This window comes from Pseudomonas sp. KnCO4, from assembly GCF_045344305.1.
Classification (GTDB): domain Bacteria; phylum Pseudomonadota; class Gammaproteobacteria; order Pseudomonadales; family Pseudomonadaceae; genus Aquipseudomonas; species Aquipseudomonas anuradhapurensis.
The window spans coordinates 1,652,844-1,673,551 of record NZ_CP174199.1 but is presented as its reverse complement, the minus strand read 5'-3'; the positions used below and the strand labels follow the sequence as shown (position 1 = coordinate 1,673,551).

Sequence of the window (20,708 nt, the reverse complement as noted above, 5' to 3'; positions counted from 1 at the left end):
ACGCCTTGAAAGCTCTCAGGTAGGCTTCAAATCTTTGATTAAAGGAGCCAGTATGCGTATCACACAAGATTTACGTGCAAACGAAATCCTCAGGCTTGAGCATCTCTTGGAGGGTTTTAACTATTCGGTCTGGGTCAACACCTATGGGCCCTTTGACCTGGATAGAGCGCTTGAAGAGCAACTCGCTTTTTCCACCGGTAACGAAGTGATCATCGGCGGGCAGTCCTGCGTGACCGCAAGCGAGGCTCGCAGTGAGGTTACCGAGCAACTGCTACACGCCGGGGATGGCGGTTACGGCCCACTGAATCTGGATGCAAAACGCTCCGAAATCCTGAGTCTTCTTGAGGACCTATTCACGCATGTGCGCCTAGACCAGGCCAGCACCCTAACTTCATTTTGGCTAACCAAGGGCCATCCGGCATACCCAGTGTTCTGGGACTTCGCTTTCGATATTCAGCAGGGTGGGAAAAGATGGATTTTGATGGGCAGTAGCAGCGATTAGGCTGGGATAGCTAAGCTTTCTGAAGACTTGGCCAAGCCTGCTGCTATGACCGATATGGGGCGAGTGTGGTCGCTCGCACAGACAGCAACCCGCGTTAGTCCCAGTCCATTTTGATGCTCTCTAGTTTCCTGAACGCATCCAGCACACTCTCGAAACGGGAGCGCTCGAAAGTCAGGCTCGGTATTGAGTCATACCAATCAACGGCAGGGCATTGCAAAGTGATTAAATCCCTCAGCAAACCAAATCGGCGCCACTGGACATGGTGCTCATCGGCGTGCTGCTCAGCAACAATGACGGTACATGTCAGGTCCAAGTCATCAGAGCAAACAAGCAGGGGGACCAAGGTCTCCCAGCCCGGCGCTGTGGAATAGGTCCGATCCCATACCAAATAGGTGTCGTCATCGTCGCTCAAGCCTGAATGCGCTGATACGAGGTGTAACTCAGCTTCCCGATTGTGCTGAGGTAGCCAAACCTCCAAAGGTACTCCGTCAACGGCAAACGTCGGGTAGAAGCCGAGACTGTACTTGGATTTGTGGCTTGTGATGGATAGCAAATTACTCATTCCAGCTCTCGAATCCCTGAAGTCTGTAGAGCTTACTTTTGCCAGGTGCGCATGTCTGCTTTTGGCTGATAGTGGCCTTCCGCGTGAAGGGCTGCTTAGGGTCGATAGCGCCCCCTGGCGACCAATCGCTTTCGACCTGAAGCAGACGCAAAGCCCGATCACAATCCCCTGCCCTAAACGTGCAACAAGAATTGCAACACTGATGAATAGGCCACACCCTGTGCTTGATGGCCAGTTCATTCTTACTGTGCAGTGAAGAAGCCAAGCATCGGCGCCAGCACACTCGGTGTCTGCGCACCGAATACCACCGTACCGTTGATGCGCAAAGACGGAACCACACGTCCCGCCCACGCCGCAGCCATGGCTTCGCTGGCCTGCAGTTCCTCACCGAACGTGTCGCCGTGCATGAATTGCACGACTTCGCCCAGAGATACGTGTTCTCGCTCCAGCAGCTGTTCCAGAACCGCCGGCTCACCAATGTCCTGGCCATGGCAATACAAGGCCTCGAAGGCACTTTGCACAAAGTGATGAGCGGGTTTCCCGCTACGCTGCAGCCACAGTACAGCGGCAAGCGCGGGACGCGTGTCGGGCAGGCGGACGATCTGGCTGAACACCGGTTCAATGCCGAGCTGGCGCATCTGCGCAGCCACCAGGGATTGCTGGATCAGCGCCTGGGTGCCGAAGCGACGCTCGAGAAAGTCGTGGTAGGCCATGCCAGCAGCCGCACGGCTCAATGGCGAGCGGCACGGCTGGAAGGTGACGTTCAGTGGTTGCCCGGCCTGGCTCATCGCGAGCGCAAGGCGGCGCAGCGCTACCCAGCTCCAAGGGTCGAGAAAGTCGAATGCCAGGAGCGGGGGAATGTGCATGGTCCAGGCCCTGAGTAAGGTAGTTCAGCCCAGAGTACGGCGTCAGTTGCACAGGCAGAAGCCACACAGCACGCAATAGAGCGTTGCGCAATGTCGCTAGGCAACACTGACCAACTCTTTCATGAAATGGGCAAAGGCCCTGATACGCGTCGAGGCGCGATTGATCGGCAGGTAGACGATATTGATCGAGGCATTGACTGACATCGGGTTCACTTCGTATTCAGGCAGCAAGCGGGTGAGCCGGCCCTGTTGCACATCCTCGGCAACCAGCCAGTCGGCCAGCAGCGCAATGCCCTGCCCGGCGACCGCTGCCTGCCTGAGAATGTCGGCATTGTTGCTCTGCATCCGGCCCTGCACCGCGACGGGCACCGTCTCGTCAGCCACCTCGAACAGCCAGTCGCGCATTGGCCCGCCGTAATCGAAGCGCATGCAGGAGTGCTGGGTGAGTTCGCTCGGCTGCGTCGGCGCACCGTGCCGCTCCAGGTAGGCCGGGCTGGCCACCAGCCAGCGCTGGAAATGCCCGATGGTGGTGCAGATCACGTCTTCGCTGGAGACGGTCGACCCCAGGCGCACGGTCAGGTCGATACGGTCCTTGTAAAGGTCCACGCGCTCGTCGCTGAGGTTGAGGCTGACCTCCAGCTCCGGATGGCTCGCCAGAAACCGCCCCAGGTGCGGGGAAATCAAGCGTCGGCCGAACTCCACCGGCACGCTGACCCGCAGCTTGCCTTTCGCTTCGCTGCCCCTGTCGGTAACCATGCCATCGGCTGCAGCGAGCGCATCGAGAATGCCCACCGCGTTGTCGAAATAGGCTTGGCCGAGGTCGGTCAGGCGGTTCTGGCGTGTGCTGCGGGTAATGAGCGTGGTGCCCAGCTCCGCCTCCAGTGCCGCCACCTGCCGCGCCACGGACGATGTCGCCACGCCAAGCTTGCGGGCTGCGGCGGAGTAGCCACCGCAACGTACCGTCTCTACGAACATGCTCAAGGCGAGAAACTTGTCCATTGACCGACCCTGTCGAAGATATCCATGAGGGAAGCTGGTGGCATCACCAGTCGAGGTTGCATCAGCCTGCAGCATAGCCACCTGCCCGGCCTCGAGATTGAACAGGCGTGCTATCCAACACGCGCTGCCAGCCTTGCGTAATGAGCAAAGCTGCCTTGCGCGAGCGACCCATACCCGCACCAGCCGTGCTCCTTTAGGCTCGCCCTGAACTGATCGGCATCCGGCAATACCGGGAATTGCTGGTTGCCAATGGCGGAGAACGAGGTGGGTATCGATGTCACGTAGGAAGCGTTGGGCATTGGCAGCTATTGCGCTGGGCGTGGGCGGGCTAGCCGCAGCGTTCGGGTTGATGTGGCGACCGGCAATCGACCCGATCGAGCGGCCCATGGCATTCGAACCCGCACAGATCGCACGCGGTGCCCAGGTCGTCACCGCCGGCGACTGCGCGGTCTGCCATACGCGCCCTGGCGGCAAGTACCTGGCGGGCGGCCTGCCACTGGTGACGCCGTTTGGCACGCTGTACAGCACCAACATCACCCCTGACGCGCAGACCGGTATCGGCCAATGGCCACTCGAAGCGTTCCAGCGCGCCATGCGCGACGGGATTTCCCGCGATGGGCATTTCCTCTACCCGGCCTTCCCGTACACGCATTACCGGCTGCTCGACGATCAGGACCTGGCGGACGCCTACGCCTACCTGATGAGCGGGCCTCCGGTGCACCAGCCGGCAACCCCCAACCGCATGAAGTTCCCGATGAACCTTCGCCCGCTGGTCGCGGGCTGGAACCTGCTGTTCCTGCATTCAGCGCCGTTCGTGCCGACCGCGCAGGCGTCGCCGCAGTGGAACCGTGGCCGCTACCTGGTCGAAGGCGCGGGCCACTGCGGCGGATGCCATACCCCGTTGAACCTGCTCGGTGCCGAGAAAACGGGCCAGGCGCTTGCCGGTGGCGTGGTTGACGGCTGGGCGGCCCCTTCCCTGCTCGGCCTGGCCAGCCGCGAAACGCCCTGGACCCAAGCCCAGCTGGTGGATTACCTGCAAGCCAAGGTCGTCGACAGCCATGGCACCGCCGCCGGCCCCATGCGCCCGGTCAGCCAGGAACTCGCGCGGCTGCCTCGGAGCGACGTCGAAGCCATGGCGGAATACCTGCTGGGTTTGCCGGCCTCCGCTCATCAACCCGCCACGCTGGAAACAAAAGCTGTGGCCTCGGCCGAATCGTCCAGCCTGGGTGGTGATCTGTTCCAGGCCGCATGCGCAGGCTGCCACGGCGCAGGCGCACCGATGCGCAGTATCGACGGCCGGCCAGCGCTGACGGCGACGTCCTCGGTGCAGGCCCCTGCGCCACGCAACTTCATCAAGACGGTACTGGAAGGCATTGCCCCCACACCCGGTGCGCCAGGCCCGGCGATGCCGCCGTTCGCGGCCAGCCTGAGCGACCAGCAGCTCGCCGCCCTGGCGGCCTTCGTCCGTGGCCAAGCCGCCCCTGATCGGCCGTGGCCGGATTTGCATTCGACTATTCAGGCTCTGCGCGAGGAGACCCCATGAGCAACGTGAACCTTACAGTCAACGGCAAGCTGCACAGCCTGGATATCGACCCGGACATGCCGCTGCTCTATGCCTTGCGCAACCACCTGGAACTCAACGGCGCCAAGTATGGCTGCGGGCTGGGCCAGTGCGGTGCCTGCACCGTCATCGTCGACGACCAGCCGGTATTCGCCTGCGTGACCCCGTGTGCCGGCATGCAAGGCCGCCACGTGCGCACCGTCGAGAGCCTGGGCACGCCTGAACGGCCAGGCCCACTGCAGCAAGCCTTCATCGATACCCAGGCCGCACAATGTGGCTACTGCATCGCCGGGATGATCATGCGCGCCCAAGCCCTGCTGGAGCACAATCCGCAGCCCGACGCAGCCACCATCCGCGCGCACATGGCCAGCAACCTGTGTCGCTGCGGCACGCATCTGCGCATCATCGAAGCAATCACCCGCGTCGTCGAAAACGGTGGCCTGCATGCCGTCCACAACTGAATTCGGTCGCCGCGCCTTCCTGCAAGGCGGCAGCCTGCTGATGGCATTCGCGCTGATGCCGGCCGCGCGCAAGGCACTGGCCGATACTGAGGTGGATACCCTCGGTACTGTCGTGCTCGCCCCGGACCTGCCTGGCAGCTTGCGTACCAACCCGTACCTCGACGCGTGGATCAGGGTCGGCGTCGAAGGCATCACCGTGTATACCGGCAAGGTGGAACTGGGCACCGGGGTAAAGACCGCGCTGTTGCAAATTGCGGCCGAGCGGCTGGACGTCTCGCCGGCAGCGGTGACGTTCCTCACGGCGGACACGGCGCTGACGCCGAACGAAGGCTACACGGCCGGCAGCCATACCATCTTCGACAGCGGCACGGCGCTGTTCAACGCCGCCGCGCAGGTTCGCCAGATGCTGATGGAATCGGCCGCCAGGCGCTGGGGTGTGGAAGTGTCGTCGCTGCGCACCGGCGATGCGATGATCACGGCCCCGTCCGGCGCCCGCATGAGCTATGCCGAGGCGGTGGCAGGCGTGGACCTGCATCAATATGCCAAGGCCAGCTCGCCGGACCTTCCACCTGCGCAGTTCAAGCTCATCGGCCACGCCATCCCACGCCTGGATATTCCGGCCAAGGTCAGCGGTGGCGCGGCGTTCGTGCAGGACATGCGCCTGCCGGGCATGCTCCATGCCCGGGTGATCCGGCCACCCAGGCCGGGCTGCACGCTCACCGGCTTCGATCGCCAGGCGATTGAACGCCTGCCGGGCGTCGTCAAGGTGGTCGAGGATGGCAACTATCTCGCCGTGGTGGCCAAGGATGAATGGCAAGCGATCAAGGCGATGCGGGCGGGCTACGCGGCGGCGACGTGGACCACTGGCGAGGTGATTCCGGACCAGGCCGTCATCCACCAGCTGCTGCCCAAGCTGCAATCCAGGCGCTACCCCATCCAGCACGAAGGCCAGCCGACGCCTTCAAGTGGCAAGGGCTATCGGGCGCGCGTCAGCAAACAGTACCTGATGCATGGATCCATCGGCCCCTCCTGTGCGCTGGCCTGGTTCAAGGACGCTAGGTTGACCGTGTGGACCCACACCCAGGGTGTGTTCCCGCTGCGTGCGGGCATCGCCGAAATGCTCGGCCTGCCGCTGAGCGCGGTACGCTGCATCCACGCCGAAGGCTCTGGATGCTATGGCCACAACGGCGCCGATGATGCCGCCGCCGACGCGGCGCTCATCGCCATGCGCGTGCCCGGTGTGCCGGTGCGCGTGCAGTGGATGCGTGAACAGGAGAACCTGTGGGAACCGTACAGCTCGGCCATGCTCAGCGAACTGCAGGCCGACCTGGACAGCAGCGGGCGCATCAACCACTGGCAGTACCAGCTGTGGACCACGCCGCATAACGAGCGCATCACCAACGCCGGCCGCCTGGTGCCCGCGCGCCTGCTCGCCCGCCCATTCACCTCGGCGCCATCGGTGCCGATTGCCCAGCCGGAAGGCGATGGCGACCGCAACGCGATCCCGCTGTACCAAACCGGCGCAAGCGACATCGACATGCACTTCATCAGCGAAATGCCGTTCCGCACTTCGGCAATGCGCTCGCTGGGTGCCCATATCAATGTGTTTGCCATCGAGGCCTGCCTGGACGAACTGGCGGCGCAGGCAGGCGTGGATGCCGTCGAGTTCCGCCTCAGCCACCTCAGCGACCCAAGGGCCCGCGCCGTGGTCGAACGGGCCCGCGATGAGTTCGCCTGGCCACGGCGTTCGTCTGCACCGGGCACGGGCATCGGCCTGGGCTTCGCCCGCTACAAGAACATCATGGGCTACTGCGCGGTGGCAGTGGAAATCCAGGTGCATCCGCAAACCGGCGAGATCGAGATTCAGCGGGTGGTCACGGCGGTGGACGTCGGGCAGATCGTCAATCCCGATGGGCTGCGCAACCAGGTCGAGGGCGGCATCGTCCAGTCGAGCAGCTGGACGCTCTACGAGGCGGTCAGTTATGACCCCGGTGGGGTACGCAGCTATGACTGGAGTGGCTATCCGATCCTGCGCTTCCCGCAACTGCCGAAACACGTGGAAGTGCACCTGATCGACCAGCCTGGGCAACCCTTCCTCGGTGCCGCCGAAATCGTCCAGGGCCCGATGGCGGCAGCCCTCGGTAACGCAGTGGCGGATGCCACCGGCCAACGCCGGCTGGCGCTGCCGCTGACCCGCAAGGCGTGAACCGGCGGCGCTTGAACCTGTGTCTTGCAAAGGTAACGGCAGATGCAACATCTTGATGTGACGGTCCTGGAGCAGGCGCTGGCCTGGGCTGACCAAGGACACAGCGTGTGGCTATGCACGGTCCTTTCCACCTTCGGTTCGGCACCGCGCGCGCCTGGCGCAATGCTGGTGGCCATCCAGTCCGGTGCGCACCGCGGCTCGTTGTCCGGCGGCTGCGTCGAGGAGGCATTTCTCGAAGCGCTCGGCCGTGGCGAGCATGCCGCACCGGCACAGGTCATCTGCTACGGCGCCAGTGCCGAGGAACGCAGTCGCCTGCAGCTGCCGTGTGGCGGTAGCCTGGACGTACTGGTCGAGCACCGGCGCCCGAGCGCCGAATGGCGCGCCCACCTGGGCCAGTTGCTCGACGCTCTGCGCGGTCAACGTCGCCTGACCCGGGTGATCGACCTGGAAAGCGGCCTGTTCAGCACCCGCAGCCGCACCGACGGCAGCGACACCGTAGTGCGCAGCGGAAGCCGCCTGGAGATCGCCCTGGGCCCGGCACTGCGCTTGCTGCTGGCAGGCCTGTCACCGGTTGCCGAGGCCTGCGCACAGTTCGCCCTGGCCTTGGGCTTTGAAGTGATCGCTTGCGACCCGCGAAAAGAAATGGCCGCGCTGTCGCTCGAAGGCGTGACGGTGATTCCGCTACTGCCCTCGATCTACATCGCCAACGGCGGTTGCCACGCAGCGACGGCGGTGGTGGCGCTGACCCATGATCCGAAAATCGACGACCTCGCATTGATGGAGGCCGTGCACACGCCGGCCTTCTACATCGGCGCCATGGGTTCGAAACGGACCTCGGAAAAACGTGCGGAGCGATTGCGCCGGATCGGCGGCTTGACGCCTGCGGATGTCGATCGCCTGCACATGCCCATCGGCCTGGATATCGGCTCCAGGACCCCCGCCGAAATTGCATTGTCGGTGATGGCTGATGTGCTGCGGGTGTATCGAGGTAAAGCGCGAACGGCGCTTTGAAGGTTGCCGGGTTTTGCGAGTTGCGCAATGCACTTGCCCCGGTTGTGCTGATTATCAGTTGGGGCGCCGGACATTAACCTGACTCCAGCAAACAGCCGCGCTATCGCTGCACTTGCCAACCGCATTCAAACCACTCGCAAAGGAACTGAGTAATGGCCCGTCATCTGTTCAATCCCATTCGCGTGGGCGCCTTGCAACTGCCGCACCGTATCGCCATGGCGCCACTGACCCGCTCCCGTGCAGGCCAACCCGGCGACATCCCGACGGCAATGGCGGCGGAATATTATGCCCAGCGCGCCAGCGCAGCGTTGATCATCACCGAAGCCACGCAAATCTCCCGGCAGGGGCAAGGTTATGCCTGGACACCCGGCATCTACACGGCTGAACAGATTGCAGCCTGGCAGCAGGTGAGCGCCAAGGTGCACGCACAGGGCGGGCGCATCTTCATGCAGCTGTGGCACGTCGGGCGCGTTTCGCACCCCAGTTTCCAGCCAGGTAATGGCCTGCCCGTTGCACCGAGTGCGATCGCCGCGCCCGGCAAGACGTTCATCGTCGACCACGACGGCAATGGCGTCTGGGGTGATGTACCGGTCCCGCGCGCCCTGGAAGTCGAAGAGATCGCGGCGATCATCGATGATTACCGTAATGCTGCGCTCAATGCCATGGCGGCGGGCATGGATGGCGTCGAGATCCACGCCGGCAACGGCTACCTGCTCGACCAGTTCATCAACAGCAACAGCAACCGGCGCAGCGACCCTTACGGCGGCTCGTACCAGAATCGGGCGCGCCTGCTGCTGGCGGTGGTGCAGGCCGTGGCACAAGAGATCGGCGCAGATCGCGTCGGTGTGCGCCTCACCCCGATGGGGCGGTTCATGGGCATGGGCGACGACACCCCCTTCGAAACGTTCAGCTACATCGTCAAGGCACTCAACCGCTACGGCCTGGCCTATCTGCACCTGGTCGAGCCCGCGGTCGTCGGCACCGTCAAGGACGAAAACTTCGACCCGCGCTGGGACGAGATCATCTTGCAGCTGCGCGATGCCTGGGAAGGTGTCCTGGTGCTCGCAGGCGGGTATGACGCCGCCTCTGCCGAACGAGCGATTGCCGAAGGCCGTGCCGACGTGGTGGCTTTCGGCCGGCCGTTCCTGGCTAACCCGGACTTGCCACGCCGCATCCGCGACGGCCTGCAACTCAACACCCCCGACCCAGCAACCTTCTTTGGTGGCGACGAGCGAGGCTACATCGACTATCCAGCCCACCCCTGACAGCGCCGTGCCGGCTGGCTGGATCGCCCAGCCAGTCGGGCCCGGCGGCACACAGTTTCAGCCGCGCCTTGACGCGGTGCTCATGGCTGCCCGGCGCGAGCGAGAAGATGGCCGTAACCGGCAGCGCGGGTGAAATCGGCAAGATGCCAGAGGTTGCCGTTGGCGCCCCAGGTGCCATCGGCGACGTCGACCAGCTGTATCGACGTCATCAGCATGCGCCCGTCAGCCTGCCCCACGCAGTGTTCGATGGCCTGGTGCAGGCCCTGCACATAATCCTTGCGCATCTGTGCATCGAGGACCCCGGCCGGCACCTTTACCGTGACGATGCAGGGAATGGCCTGGGCGTGCATGTTCACCCCACCACACAGCCAGTCAGCGCCACGCACCTGCTCGATGAGCACCCAGCACAGGCTGCGCTGCGGTAGCGCGCTACCAATGTGTTCGTGGGCGATGGCGGCCTCGCTGACGCGCTTGAGCAACAGTTCGCGTTGCGCTTCGTTGAAAGCCCCGGCAGGGACCTTGATCAGGATGTTGGGCATGGCGGAAACCTTGATGATGAATGGAAGCTCCATTAGGCCCGTCAGCCGTTGCGTGCAGAAGTGTCGGATCCGTCCCGTTTCGAGCATAATCCGCCAATGTACGATTTCACCATCCTGGCCACCCCGGGGGCATTCGCGACGAGCGTGGCCGCTACCCTGGACATCCTCGCCAGCGCAGCCACCGTCAGCGGGCGGCTCGGCCTGGCCGCACCACGCTGGCGGGTTTGCGGCCCGCAACCGGGCCCGGTAGCGCTGGGCCATGGCCTGCAACTGCCGGTGCAACCGCTCGAAGCAAGCGCCGCGGACCATTCCTGCTGGGTCATACCGGGCATCGGCGTCAGCGACATCGAGCTGCTCGAGCAGCGCCTCGCCGAGCCATGGACAGCGCCCTGTCTCGCTGCGCTGCGCAGTCATATCGCCAACGGCCAGGAAATGGCCGCATCCTGCTCGGCGGTGTTTCTGCTGCAGGCAGCCGGGCTGCTGGACGGCCGGCGGGTGACCACCGCCTGGTGGCTGGCAGCGCATCTGCAGCAACTGGCACCCGGTTGCCGCGTGGAGCCGGACTTCATGGTGCTGGCCGATCACCCGGTGACCACGGCAGGTGCCGCCTTCGCACAGACCGACTTGATGCTGCACCTGCTCCGGCGGCGCCTGTCCCCTGCAATTGCCGACGCGGTGGGCAAGGCGCTGCTGCTCGACCGCCGGCAACTGCAAGCGCCTTTCGTCATCCCTGCCGTGCTGGCGCAAGGTAATGCGCTGATCTCGCGCCTGACTGCCGAAATCGACAGGTCACTGCCGGAGCCGACCAGCGTCGCGGCCCTGGCGGCAAGCGTCGGCATGTCCGAGCGGACCCTGTCGCGGCATGTGCGCAAGGCAACGGGGCACTCCACCCGGCAGCTGATCCAGCGGGTGCAGTTGCACAAGGCCCGGGCGCTGCTCGAGTCTGGCGAGTATTCCGTCGAGGCGGTGTCGGCGCAGGTCGGCTACCAGGACGCAACGGCGCTCCGACGCTTGATGCGGCGCCTGCTCAATGCCACCCCGCGACAGTTGCGCCAGCGCTGACTCAAGGCTGGCTGCGCCATTGCCTCAAGGTGAGGTCACGACCACCAGGTAATGGCCTTGGGTCAACGGCTTGCCGTGCTCATCGACCAGCCTGTAGGCCTGGTCCACGCTGTGCCCACGATCAATGCGTACCGCCTGCGCCGGCAGCGCCTGCTCGTCCACCGCTTGGATGCCGATGACGCTGTCACGCGCCAGCGCCGGACAGTTATCCATGCGCCAACCGGCATTGCCCACGGTAGTGGTGCAGGATGGTTCGACGATGCTGCCACTGAATTGCAGCACTCCTGAGGCGACAACGCCGCCTGCCTGGGCCTGGCCCACCAGGGCCAGGCACATTGCCACAGTCACTGCGAATCGCTTGCCACTCATGATTTCCACTCCCCGATGCCCACGCTTGAGCCTATCGGATGAGCGCTGGCTGGCCTGGCTGCGTGCGTGAGGCCGTTCACAAACCGGCAAAATAAACCACGCGACGGTTTAAGAAACGTCTCAAAGCCGGCGGCGGTGCAGCGGTCTAGGATAGCCAGGCCCCTCCCAGCCAACCTCACCGGAGCCCCTTCCCGACCATGTCGCGCCTGCTTCATACCCTCTCGCGCCCGGCCATGGCGGCACTCCTGCTGATGAGCCTGGCCTCCACGGCCTGGTGCCAGCTCAAGATCGAAGGCACGCGCCTGATCTACCAGGGCTCGGCCAAGGAAGCGAACATCAACGTGGTCAATCGCAGCGGCCTCGACACGGTCGTGCAAAGCTGGGTCAGCAGCCCCGACGAGGGCCGCGATACCCCCTTCGCGGTTATCCCGCCGTTAGCCTTGATACCCGCCAACGGCCAGCAGCTGCTGCGGGTGCTGTACGCCGGCCAGGGCCTGCCCGAGGACAGGGAGTCACTGTTCTGGCTGAACATTCTCGAGATCCCGCGCAAGCCCGAACAGGCCGACACCCTGCAGTTCGCCATCCGCCAGCGCCTGAAGCTGTTCTACCGCCCTGCCGGCCTGCCAGGCTCGGCCAGTGCGGCAGCCGCTGGCCTGCAATGGCGCACGCCCCAGCCCGGCCGGATCGAAGTGCATAACCCGAGTGCCTTCCATGTTTCGCTGGTGGACTTGCGGCTCGACAACCCTGGGCAGTCGCAACAGCTCACGGACTATATCCTGCTGCGCCCGGGGCAATCGCTCACCCTCGAAGCACCTTCACCCTTGCCCGTGCAAAGCCACCTGACGTTCAGCGAACTCACCGATATCGGCCTGCAGAGGCCCCACCGCATCGCGCTGCCGTGAACCCACTGCCACAGGATAGCTACCCCATGACCCCGATCCGCAAACACCTGCTGGGCCTGTTGCTCGTCGCCGCCAGCTGCCCCGCCACCAGTTACGCCCTGTCCTGCAAGCTGGACCCGTCCAAGGCGGCGGTATTCAAGGAGGCACTGGGCACCGCACTGGCGGTACCGGCCGACGCGCCCGACGGCACGGTCATCTGGGAGTCGGCACCCCACTCGCTTCCGGTCATCTGCGCCGACGACTATGAAACCGGCATCAGAGAAGACGTCTATTTCTATGTCAACCCGGCCAAAGCCAATATTGGCAAGGGCATACGGGTCGGGATTCGCTACGGCTCGCAGACCATCACCCAGAGCTCGGGCGCCGTCACCACGGGCTACAACTCGCTTCATGGTTGCAGCTGGGCGAACTGTGCCGGCTGGGACAAGGCCCGCTTTACCCTGAACTTCACCGTATTCATCGAAAAGTACGGCGCAACGCCAACCGATGGGCAAGCCAGCACGCTCAGTGAATACCGGGTGTTCCAGCTGGACGGCCGGGGCGGTCTCAACCCAAAGCCCGACAGTAACCTCAACTATGTGGTCACCGGCATGAACAACATCCGCTTCGTGCCTTGCTCGCCTGAATTGACCATCCTGCCTTCGGTGGTCAATTTCCGCCGGGCCCTGGCCAGCTCGGCACAGGTCGGCCAGGTCGCCAGCTCGGCCGATTTCAGCCTCGACCTGGTGCGGTCCTGCGACACGCCCTATACCGTCAATGCTCGCTTCACCCCGGTCGCTGGCAGCGCCAGCGTCATCGACAAGCTGCTGGTGCCCAGCAACAACAGCTCAGTCGGCATCGCTCTGACCCAGCAGGACAGCAACCAACCGGTGCCCTTCGACAGTTGGTTCAAGCTGGCCGAGCTGACCGGGCCGGGCGTGATCCGCAACGCGTTCCGCGCCGACCTGATCTGGCGCTCGGCGGCCATCCCCGGTCCGTTCGAAGCCATGGCGCTGGTCGACCTGTATTACAAGTAAGCCCACGGCCAGACGGCCTTTAAGGATCGTCTGATGTCCAGTTGCCAGCGGTCGGCCTACATTCGCGGCATGCGACTCAAAGCCTACCTGCAACAGATCAACCCCCTCCTCTCCGACCCCGAGGCAGCGCGCCGGCTGCTTCGGCTGCTGGCGATCGTGCTGTCGGCCGGCATTCTCGGCGCGGCCTACAATTTCCTGTCGTTCACCTTCAACACCGACATTGCCCGGCGCCACGGCGCCATGAGCAGCGCGATCGCCGAGGCGCACACTTTCTTCACCAACCGCGAGGCACTGCTGGAGAGCCTGAGCCTCGCGGCCGTGCGTCAGGCGGAACCGGGCGCGGACTGGCTGCCCCTGGCCCCGGGCGAAGAAGTGCACCTGGAACTGGGCAGTCAGCCGGGCAAGCGCTGGAGCCTGTGGCTGACCCAGCGCATGTGCGCCTACCTCCAGGCCAGGCAGGTCAACCTGCTGTACGTCGACACGGCAGCCCAGGCCCCGATGCGCTGGTTGTACCACGCAGACGCCAAGGCCGCGCCGCCTTCGCCTGCGCTGCTGGAGCAGCTGCGTGCTGCGGCGGAACGAGCCACCGCACCCCAGGAATTGTGGCTGGCCGACCGGGACGCGCACCGCTCGCGCCTGTTCATCTTCCTGCGCCTGGACGAGCGCGACGCGGATTCGGGCTGGCTGGGCCTGGAAATCGACAGCCAGGCCGTGGCGCCGGCGCTCCGGGATGCCAGCGCAGGCGAATTCATGATGTTCAACGCCGACGGCATGCTGGTATTCACCAACAGCCCGGGGCCGACGCTGGAGCGCTCGCTGCGCCAGCCCGTGGGCAACGACTTTTTCGGCTTCGCCGGCCAGGGATTGCTGCCTGAGCACCTGGTCATCAGCAAGCCATTGATGTCCTCGGACTGGCAGCTGGTCTACGCGATCGACCTGTCCGCCATCCTTGCCGGCCTGTGGCAACAACTGTTCGGCGCCCTGCTGTTCTGCGTGCTCAGCATCAGCTTGATACGGGTACTGATCCAGCGTTTCGACCAGCGCTTCTTCACCCCCACCGTCGAACGCATCCGTGCACTGGTGGAAAGCGAGATGTTCAGCCGGGACGTCATCGAAACCGCCCCCGTCGCCCTGTGTGTGCTGCGCCGCAGCGATGGCCAGGTGGTGCTGGAGAACCACCTGGCCCAGCAGTGGCTGGGCCAGGACCAGGCACGCAGCCTGCGCAGCGCGCAATGGATCGAACAGGCCTTCGAGCGGCCCGACGGCCAGTGCAGCGACTACTTCGAGAGCGCCGAAGGGCGCCACCTGTACCTGAGCTGCGCGCCCACCCGCTACAAGGGCGAGCAGGTGCTGTTGTGCGCGTTCAGCGACATCAGCGCCCGCAAGCAGATCGAGGCCGCGCTGGAAGACGCCCGGCGCGCGGCCGACACGGCCAACGAAGCGAAGACGCAGTTCCTGGCGACCATGAGCCATGAAATCCGCACGCCGCTGTATGGCGTGCTGGGCACCCTCGAGCTGCTCTCGCGTACCACGCTCGACGCCCAGCAACGCGATTACCTGAGGGCTATCGAAGGTTCGTCGTCGACCTTGCTGCAACTGATCTGCGACGTGCTGGACGTGTCGAAGATCGAGGCCGGCCAACTGGCCCTCGAACTCAGCGAGTTCAGTGCCCCGGACCTGGTCCGCGAAGTGATCCAGGGCTACAGCGCGGCGGCCACGAGCAAGGGCCTGCAGCTCTACAGCTGCCTGGACCCGCGTCTGCCGCAATACCTGATCGGCGATGTCAACCGGATCCGCCAGATTCTCAACAATCTGCTGAGCAATGCGGTCAAGTTCACCGATTGCGGCCGTGTGGTGCTGCGGGCCAGATTGCTCAACCGCGACGGCGAACGCTCGTGCCTGTTGTGGCAGGTCTCGGACACTGGCAAAGGCATCGCCGAACAGGACCAGCCGTTTATCTTCGACCCCTTCTACCAGACCGAAGGTCATAGCCAGACCGTCCCCGGCACCGGGCTCGGGCTGCCGATTTGTCAGCGCCTGACACAATTGATGAATGGCCAGCTGCGCCTGGTCAGCGAGCTGGGCCTGGGCAGCAGCTTCAGCCTGAGCCTGCCCCTGGAAGAGGCGTCCGGCCGTGCCAGCGCCCCGTTCAACCTGCTGGCCGAACGCATTCACGTGGTATCGCCGGTACTCGAACTGGCCGAAGCCATCAGTGGCTGGTTGTGCCGTTGGGGCGCACGCGCCCAGGTCGGCGCGCCAGCGCCGGGAAGCGCCGTGCCCGGCGAACTGCTGGTCGAACTGCATCCCGGCAACATCGAGCGCTGGCTGGTCGCCGAATGGCCTGGCCCACGCATCCTGGCCAGTGCCCAGGACTGCTGGGAGGCGCGGCACGAAGCCGGACACTGGCAGGTCAACCTCAACGACCTGGCGGCCCTGCACCAGGCCGTCGGCCAGGCCCAGGGCCTGCGCCGCGCCAGGGACCAGGCCGTGCCGGCCCCCTCGACCGAGCCACTCGGGCTGCACGTGCTGGTGGCCGAGGACAACGTCATCAACCAGTTGATCCTGCGTGACCAGCTCGAACAGCTCGGCTGCAGCGTGGCCTTGGCCAGCGACGGCGAACAGGCCCTGCAAGCCTGGCAGCGCGAGGATTTCGACCTGCTGCTGACCGACGTCAACATGCCCGCCATGAACGGCTACGAACTGGCCCGGACCCTGCGCCGGCTGGGCTGCACCCGGCCCATCGTCGGCGCCACCGCCAATGCCCTGCGCGGCGAGGAAGAACTGTGCCTGGCCGCTGGCATGGATCGCTGCCTGATCAAGCCTTTCAACCTGCAAGCCCTGTTCAACTGCCTGGCCCCGTATCGAGGTAGCCGTCTTGAAGCCCTTTAACATCCTGATCGTCGAAGACCACCCGTTCCAGCATATGTACCTGCAACACCTGTTCAGCGAACTCGGCAGCTTCAACCTGGAAGCGGCCCGGGATGGTCAGGAAGCGCTGGAGCGCTTGCGCCAGCGTGACTTCGACCTGGTCCTGACCGACCTGCTGATGCCCGGCATGGACGGTGTGCAGTTCATCCAGCACCTCGCCGGGCTGCGCCACAAGCCAGGGCTGGCGATCATGAGCGCGGCCTCGCGGCGCATGCTGATGGCGGCCAGCCTGGTGGCCAAGAACCTCGGCGTGGACGTGCTCGGGCTGATCTCCAAGCCCGTCGAGCCCAGCGCGCTGCGCAGCCTGATCGACCAATTGCAGCTGCACCATCAGGCGCCGGCCCAGGCCACGGCGGCCACTCCCGAATTCGACCGCCAGACCCTGGTCGATGCCTTGAACAACCGGGCCTTCCAGGCCTGGTTCCAACCCAAGAAGTCCTTGCACAACGGCCGCATCGTCGCGGCCGAGGCGCTGGTGCGCTGGATGCATCCGGAGCAAGGCGTGCTGCTGCCAGGCATCTTCCTGCCAGCGCTCAATGCCTTCGGCCTGGAGGAACGGCTGCTGTGGGTGATGCTCAAACAAGCCATGGATGCCCAGGCGCGCTGGCGTGAACGGGGCTATGACATCCCGGTGTCGATCAACCTGCCGACCCACCTGCTGAACAGCCATGACCTGGCCGATCGCCTGCTGGAATTCGTCCTGCACCACCAGGGCGTGCCCGGCAAGCTCTGCTTCGAGCTGATGGAATGCTCCATTCCCGAACAGCTGAGCAACTTCTATGCAGGCGCCTGCCGCCTGCGCATGAAAGGTTTCGGCCTGTCCCAGGACGACTTCGGCAAAGGCTACAGCTCCTACATGAGCCTGGTCTCGACGCCTTTCACCGAACTCAAGATCGACCGCGCGCTGGTGCAGCGTTGCGATGAAAGCGAAAGCCTGGCCTCGGCCCTGGCCAGCATCGTCGCCCTGGGCCGCAAGCTCGGCCTCACCGTGGTCGCCGAAGGGGTGGAAACGCCGCAGGAGCTCGAACTGCTGCGCAAGGTCGATTGCAACCAGGTGCAGGGCTTTCTGATTTCGCATGCCGTGTCGGCGGAACAGTTCCAGCGCCTGCTGCACAGCGACGGCCCGCCGTCGGCCTACTGACCCGTTGTAACTCACGGCGCCGGGCGGGCATCCAAGGTAATCTACATGGGTATCGATGCCCCCACGGCCTTGCGGATCCTTGCATGAAACAGTACAACGCCCTGCTGGAAAACCTGGCCCGCAGCTCCCTGCGCCTGAACAAAGGCATGACCGTGCTGCTGGGCCTGGCACTGCTGCTGGTGGGCTTCAGCCTGTGGTCGATCGAGCGCCTGGTCGAAGAACACAGCGATACGGTCAGCATCCATTTCGCCCGCCTGATGGAGAATGTCCAGGAGCAGGAAACCTTCCTCCAGGCCCTCGTGCAGCGCAGCGCCAAGGGGCAACTGCTGGACTACCCTCGCGCGCTCGAACCCGTGCTGACGCCGCTGCCCGAAGAAGGGCCGGACATTTACAAGGGCGAGGTCTTTCCATTCTCCATGCCGTTCAGCCTCAAGCTCGACCGGCGCCATTTCGCTGACCGCGACGTGTCGGAGGTGTACACCCAAGGGGCGAACCTGGCCAGTTTCTACAGCATGTTCTGGTCAGCCTCGCCCTACCGCTCGCCGCAGGTGTTCCTGTTCTCGCCGGATGCCCGTTACGACATCACCGTGCCCGCTGCGGGGCGCGGGCGCGGGCGCGGCAAGCTCGAGGAAGAACCGTTCATCGACGTCATCCGCCAGGTCATGGCGCGCCAGCCGCACGCCGAGGATTGGCGCCCGGGAGGCGCAATCATCTGGCGCAGCTATGTCGAACAACCGGACCAGGCCTCTCCGCCGCGTGTGCTGGCCTACGCCAATGTCATCCTGCACCCGGCCAAGGCCGACAGCCAGCGCATGCAAGTGGCGTCGCTGGTGGACCTGGCGCAGATCGACGATTTCGAACGCATCATGGACTGGACCGTGTATGACCACTTCAACCTCATCGCCCCGTCCGGCGAGGTGCTGATCGGTACGCCTGCCTCGCTGGAGGGCTTGCACGAGGGCCTCAACATCAAAGCCGAAGGCCTGGTGTTCCGCCTGCACGAACAGGCCAACGGCGGCTGGAGCGCGGTCTACACCGTGACCTACCGGCACTTCTTCCGTTACGCGTTCTGGTCGCTGGCCAGCATCGCCGCCACCTTCCTGGTGCTGATCGGGCTGGGTCGGGTGGCCATCCGCTGGTATCAGCGCCAGGTCGTCCTGCCGGCACGCGCCGCCCACGAGACCATCGCCGAGAGCGAGGCCTTCAGCCGGGTAGTCATCGATACCGCCCCGACCGGCCTGTGCGTGGTGCGTAGCAGCGACCATGAAGTGCTGCTGGAGAACCAGCGGGCGCAGCAATGGCAAGGCACGCGCGAACTGGCCAGTATCCTCGCCTCGGCTGTGGACGACGCCAGCAGCGGCGAACATTCCCTGCAGGTCGCAGGCCGCCACCTGCAGGTGGGTTTCGTGTCGACCCGCTACCACGGCGAAGACGTGCGCCTTTATGCATTCAACGACGTAACCCGCCACGTCGAGGACGCCCAGGCGCTGGACGAGGCGCGCCGCGCCGCCGATGCCGCCAACACTGCCAAGACCCTGTTCCTGGCGACCATGAGCCACGAGATCCGCACCCCGCTGTATGGCGTGCTGGGCACCCTCGAACTGCTCGGCCTGACGCAGCTGGATGCTCGCCAACAAGCCTACCTGCACACCATCCAGCGCTCCTCGGCAACTCTGTTCCAGCTGATCAGCGACGTGCTCGACGTGACCAAGATCGAGTCCGGGCAGATGGCGCTCGAGCCGGTAACGTTCTGCCCGCTGGAACTGCTCGAGGACACCGTGCGCACCTATCGCGCCTTCGCCGAGCGCAAGGGCTTGCTGCTGTATGCCTGCCACGACGCCCGCCTGCCGGCCCAGGTGGTCGGCGACCCGATACGCATCCGCCAGATCCTCAACAACCTGCTGAGCAACGCCATCAAGTTCACTGACACCGGCCGGGTGGTGCTGCGCACCCGCGTGCTGGCGCTCGACGCCAACCAGGTCAGCCTGCAGTTCCAGGTTGCCGACACCGGCATCGGCATTTCCCAGGCGCAGCAGGCCAGGCTGTTCGAGTTGTTCTACCAGGTCGCCGACGCCTCCAGCGAGAGCGGCGCAGGCCTGGGCTTGCCGATCTGCGGCTGGCTGGCCGAGATGATGGGCGGCCGGATCAAAGTGGTCAGCGAGCCGGGCCTGGGCAGCAGCTTCTCGCTCAGCGTCAGCCTGCCGCTGGCCGAGGGGGCGCTGAGCGACTGCCCGAGCCTAGTGCCCGACCCGACCCCAGTGTACGTGCGTGCGCCGATACCGGAACTTGCCCAGCATGGCGTCGACTGGCTGCAGCGCCTGGGCATCGCCGCCACCCTGACGATTCCCCCCCTCGAGCAGGACAACCCCCAGGCCCTGCTGGTCGACCTGCTCGACTGCCCGGACGCTGCCAGCTGGCATGGCCAGCGGATCTGCGCCTGCAGCGACGGCCCGGCCCCCGGTGCATTCATCGACGGCTGCTGGCGGGTAGACCTGCATGACGTGCGCGCCATCGCCCAGGCCATCGCCCTGGTACGCCAGGGCGGGGCGGCCGATGGCCACGACCCCACCCAGCAGCAACGTGCCGCCCTGCGCCTGCATGTGCTGGTGGCCGAGGACAACCCGATCAACCAGGCGATCCTGCAGGAGCAGCTCGAGGCGCTGGGCTGCACCACGGTCGTCGCGGCCAACGGCGAACAGGCCATGCAACGCTGGCAGCCAGGCCTGTTCGACCTGGTCCTGACCGATGTGAACATGCCGTTGATGAATGGCTACGAACTGGCCAGGACCCTGCGCCAGCACGACGCCCGCCTGCCGATCATCGGCGTTACCGCCAATGCCCTGCGCGAAGAGGGCCAGCGCTGCCTCGAGGTGGGCATGAATGCCTGGATGGTCAAACCATTGAGCCTGCAGGCCTTGCGCAGCCATCTGCTCCGTCTGTGCCGGCCGGTCCTGGCCGATGGGCCCAGCCAGGCGCAAGCGGACACCCACGGCAGCTCGCCCCTGCCCGCCACCGGCGACACCGTGCAAGTACCCGCCAGCATGCGCGCGCTGTTCATCAGCACCATGAATGAAGACCTGCAGCAGTTGCGCCTCTCCCTTGAACAGCGCGACCATCGGCGCCTTGGCGAGCGCCTGCACAGCGTCGCCGGGGCCCTCGGTGCGGTGCAGGCCAGAGCCCTGTCCGAGCAGTGCTGCGCACTTGAGGACGCGCTGGCCAACTCGCCGCTCGACGCTACCTTGGCGGCTAGGATGCGGGAGGTGCTGGACAGGTTGTCGGCCATGCTCGACAGCCTTGCATAGAATCAACTACAGCGCT

17 protein-coding genes are annotated in these 20,708 nt (G+C 64.9%); 12 read left to right on the top strand and 5 right to left on the bottom strand.

Annotated features, from left to right (window positions below; genetic code table 11):
• Positions 1-52 precede the first annotated feature (52 nt).
• Entirely contained in the window at positions 53-502 is a 450-nt protein-coding gene (locus tag ACJA3S_RS07815) for a hypothetical protein (protein WP_406821391.1), read from the top strand.
• Positions 503-596: 94 nt separating this feature from the next.
• Here ACJA3S_RS07815 and ACJA3S_RS07810 read toward each other — a convergent pair whose 3' ends face one another.
• The 3 genes from ACJA3S_RS07810 to ACJA3S_RS07800 form a co-directional block, all read right to left on the bottom strand.
• Positions 597-1,064, bottom strand: coding sequence for a hypothetical protein (locus ACJA3S_RS07810; RefSeq protein WP_406821390.1), 468 nt, complete (start codon positions 1,062-1,064; stop codon positions 597-599).
• 242 nt (positions 1,065-1,306) lie between these two features.
• Positions 1,307-1,930 (bottom strand): DsbA family protein, encoded by a 624-nt coding sequence (locus tag ACJA3S_RS07805; RefSeq protein ID WP_406821389.1) that lies wholly within the window; start codon positions 1,928-1,930, stop codon positions 1,307-1,309.
• A 96-nt stretch (positions 1,931-2,026) separates the two neighbouring features.
• The gene (locus ACJA3S_RS07800; protein WP_406821388.1) at positions 2,027-2,929 is read right to left on the bottom strand and encodes a LysR family transcriptional regulator; all 903 of its coding nucleotides are present in this window, start codon (positions 2,927-2,929) and stop codon (positions 2,027-2,029) included.
• 274 nt (positions 2,930-3,203) lie between these two features.
• On the opposite strand from ACJA3S_RS07800, the gene ACJA3S_RS07795 reads away from it, so the two are divergent.
• The 5 genes from ACJA3S_RS07795 (at position 3,204) to ACJA3S_RS07775 (ending at position 9,433) form a co-directional block, all read left to right on the top strand.
• On the top strand, positions 3,204-4,472 hold the full coding sequence (locus tag ACJA3S_RS07795; protein ID WP_406821387.1) for a c-type cytochrome: 1,269 nt from the start codon (positions 3,204-3,206) through the stop codon (positions 4,470-4,472).
• Entirely contained in the window at positions 4,469-4,951 is a 483-nt protein-coding gene (locus tag ACJA3S_RS07790; protein ID WP_406821386.1) for a (2Fe-2S)-binding protein, read from the top strand. The genes ACJA3S_RS07795 and ACJA3S_RS07790 overlap by 4 nt, the downstream gene beginning before the upstream one ends.
• Entirely contained in the window at positions 4,935-7,157 is a 2,223-nt protein-coding gene (locus ACJA3S_RS07785) for a molybdopterin cofactor-binding domain-containing protein (RefSeq protein ID WP_406821385.1), read from the top strand. The genes ACJA3S_RS07790 and ACJA3S_RS07785 overlap by 17 nt, the downstream gene beginning before the upstream one ends.
• A 42-nt stretch (positions 7,158-7,199) precedes the next feature.
• Positions 7,200-8,168 carry an XdhC family protein gene (locus tag ACJA3S_RS07780; RefSeq protein WP_406821384.1) on the top strand — a complete coding sequence of 323 codons (969 nt, stop codon included), beginning with the start codon at positions 7,200-7,202 and terminating at the stop codon, positions 8,166-8,168.
• Between the two features lie 152 nt (positions 8,169-8,320).
• Positions 8,321-9,433: an alkene reductase gene (locus ACJA3S_RS07775; protein WP_406821383.1), complete on the top strand. Its 1,113-nt coding sequence runs from the start codon at positions 8,321-8,323 to the stop codon at positions 9,431-9,433.
• A gap of 80 nt (positions 9,434-9,513) precedes the next feature.
• On the opposite strand, the gene ACJA3S_RS07770 is transcribed toward ACJA3S_RS07775, so the two are convergent.
• Positions 9,514-9,972, bottom strand: a complete 459-nt coding sequence (locus tag ACJA3S_RS07770; protein ID WP_406821382.1) for a 4-oxalocrotonate tautomerase family protein — start codon at positions 9,970-9,972, stop codon at positions 9,514-9,516.
• A gap of 96 nt (positions 9,973-10,068) precedes the next feature.
• On the opposite strand from ACJA3S_RS07770, the gene ACJA3S_RS07765 reads away from it, so the two are divergent.
• Positions 10,069-11,034 carry a GlxA family transcriptional regulator gene (locus tag ACJA3S_RS07765; protein ID WP_406821381.1) on the top strand — a complete coding sequence of 322 codons (966 nt, stop codon included), beginning with the start codon at positions 10,069-10,071 and terminating at the stop codon, positions 11,032-11,034.
• A gap of 24 nt (positions 11,035-11,058) precedes the next feature.
• On the opposite strand, the gene ACJA3S_RS07760 is transcribed toward ACJA3S_RS07765, so the two are convergent.
• On the bottom strand, positions 11,059-11,403 hold the full coding sequence (locus tag ACJA3S_RS07760; protein WP_406821380.1) for a hypothetical protein: 345 nt from the start codon (positions 11,401-11,403) through the stop codon (positions 11,059-11,061).
• Between the two features lie 197 nt (positions 11,404-11,600).
• Between ACJA3S_RS07760 and ACJA3S_RS07755 the strand changes: the two genes are divergently transcribed.
• The 5 genes from ACJA3S_RS07755 (at position 11,601) to ACJA3S_RS07735 (ending at position 20,692) form a co-directional block, all read left to right on the top strand.
• On the top strand, positions 11,601-12,305 hold the full coding sequence (locus ACJA3S_RS07755; protein WP_406821379.1) for a molecular chaperone: 705 nt from the start codon (positions 11,601-11,603) through the stop codon (positions 12,303-12,305).
• A gap of 26 nt (positions 12,306-12,331) precedes the next feature.
• Positions 12,332-13,321 (top strand): fimbrial protein, encoded by a 990-nt coding sequence (locus ACJA3S_RS07750; RefSeq protein WP_406821378.1) that lies wholly within the window; start codon positions 12,332-12,334, stop codon positions 13,319-13,321.
• Positions 13,322-13,390: 69 nt separating this feature from the next.
• On the top strand, positions 13,391-16,210 hold the full coding sequence (locus ACJA3S_RS07745) for an ATP-binding protein (protein WP_406822219.1): 2,820 nt from the start codon (positions 13,391-13,393) through the stop codon (positions 16,208-16,210).
• Positions 16,197-17,390 (top strand): EAL domain-containing protein, encoded by a 1,194-nt coding sequence (locus tag ACJA3S_RS07740; RefSeq protein ID WP_406821377.1) that lies wholly within the window; start codon positions 16,197-16,199, stop codon positions 17,388-17,390. Before ACJA3S_RS07745 ends, ACJA3S_RS07740 begins: the two co-directional genes overlap by 14 nt.
• Positions 17,391-17,473: 83 nt before the next feature.
• A complete protein-coding gene (locus ACJA3S_RS07735; protein WP_406821376.1) occupies positions 17,474-20,692 on the top strand; it encodes a response regulator in 3,219 nt (1,072 codons plus the stop codon).
• Positions 20,693-20,708 lie beyond the last annotated feature (16 nt).